2 protein-coding genes are annotated in these 1,184 nt (G+C 60.3%); both read left to right on the top strand.

The features are described 5' to 3' along the window. On the top strand, positions 1-508 hold a 508-nt coding region (locus tag BN1800_RS39500; RefSeq protein ID WP_179214037.1), incomplete at its 5' end, for an RNA-guided endonuclease InsQ/TnpB family protein. Between the two features lie 160 nt (positions 509-668). Next, positions 669-821 (top strand): hypothetical protein, encoded by a 153-nt coding sequence (locus BN1800_RS41925; protein WP_179214036.1) that lies wholly within the window; start codon positions 669-671, stop codon positions 819-821. The last annotated feature ends 363 nt before the right edge of the window (positions 822-1,184 follow it).

Genomic DNA, 1,184 nt, shown 5'->3' with positions numbered 1-1,184 from the left:
GATCGCAAGACGTCGCCGCGACGCCAAGCACAAGGTGACGACCGCCGTCGTCTGCCGCTGCGCCGTCATCTATCTCGAGGACCTCAAGGTGAAGAACCTGACAGCCTCGGCCAAGGGGACCGTCGAGGAGCCGGGGACCAACGTCGCCCGGAAGGCGGGATCGAACCGCTCCATGCTCGACGTCTCGCCGGGCGAGACCGTCAGGCAGATCGAATACAAGATGCGCCGGTCCGGCGGCGGCGTCTACTACGTCAACCCCGCCTACACCTCGCAGAGGTGTCACGCGTGCGGACACCTCGAGGCGGCCAACCGTCCCGACAGGGACACTTTCAAGTGCCTCTCCTGCGGCCACGCCGCCTGCGCCGACCACAATGCGGCGCTGAACATCCTTTACCTGGGCCGCAAGGCCCGAACCGGAGGACATCCGGAGATGGCCTGTGAATCGAACCCGGCTGCGGGTCGGAAGCAGGAAGAAGACGGTAGCAGTCCCCGCGCGAATGCGGCGTGATCAAGACCGGAAGCCCCGTCCTTCAGGGCGGGGAGAAGTCACCGGAGCGACCTAAATATCTCTGATGCTCTCTGCCTGCGGAGATGATATCCGGCCTCGCTTTCCTTGAGCACGCGAGTCGCCGGCATAGTGCAGTTTTGACCGCTCGGCGAGATCGTCGATGCGTCCGGACAAATCGATTACGCTGCGCCCGACGGCCGCGACGTCGATTTCCGACCGAAGCCGTTTTGGCGGTGCGAAGGTCTTGGGCGATCTGGCCGCGGAGCTTGGCGATGCACCGTTCAACGTGTTCCCGTTCTTTTGCCTGCTCTAGGAAGTTGCCGGTCGCAAGCGTATTGGTGCTGAAACAAGCGTATTGGTGCTGAGATACGCGATCAGCTCGGCCTTGTGGATCGTCACTCAGTCTCGATCCGTTTTTTTCCAACGTACGACTCCGAGCTGCCATTTTGGAGGCGTCGTGTAAATTTGGGCGAGCTTTCTTAGGCGGGACTTAAAATTCGGTAATTAAGCATGTGCTCATGAAAAGGGCTTGCGACACATGAAACATCCCTGGGTTAGCGGTCGGGCGATTTCGCAAGGACCGATGGTTCTTACGTGTTTTGCTTCTCCGCAAGCACCCGTGCCAGGGCATCTTTGAGAATTGCGCGGATCTCGTCGTTCGCTAAGCCTTGAATTG

The organism is Rhizobium sullae, from assembly GCF_900169785.1.
Classification (GTDB): domain Bacteria; phylum Pseudomonadota; class Alphaproteobacteria; order Rhizobiales; family Rhizobiaceae; genus Rhizobium; species Rhizobium sullae.
This window is presented reverse-complemented; position numbering and strand designations above follow the sequence as displayed.

What these genes read in the sequence shown, in the direction of transcription:
- BN1800_RS41925 (WP_179214036.1), top strand. Translation starts at nt 669, where the DNA reads ATGCGTCCGGACAAATCGATTACGCTGCGCCCGACGGCCGCGACGTCG.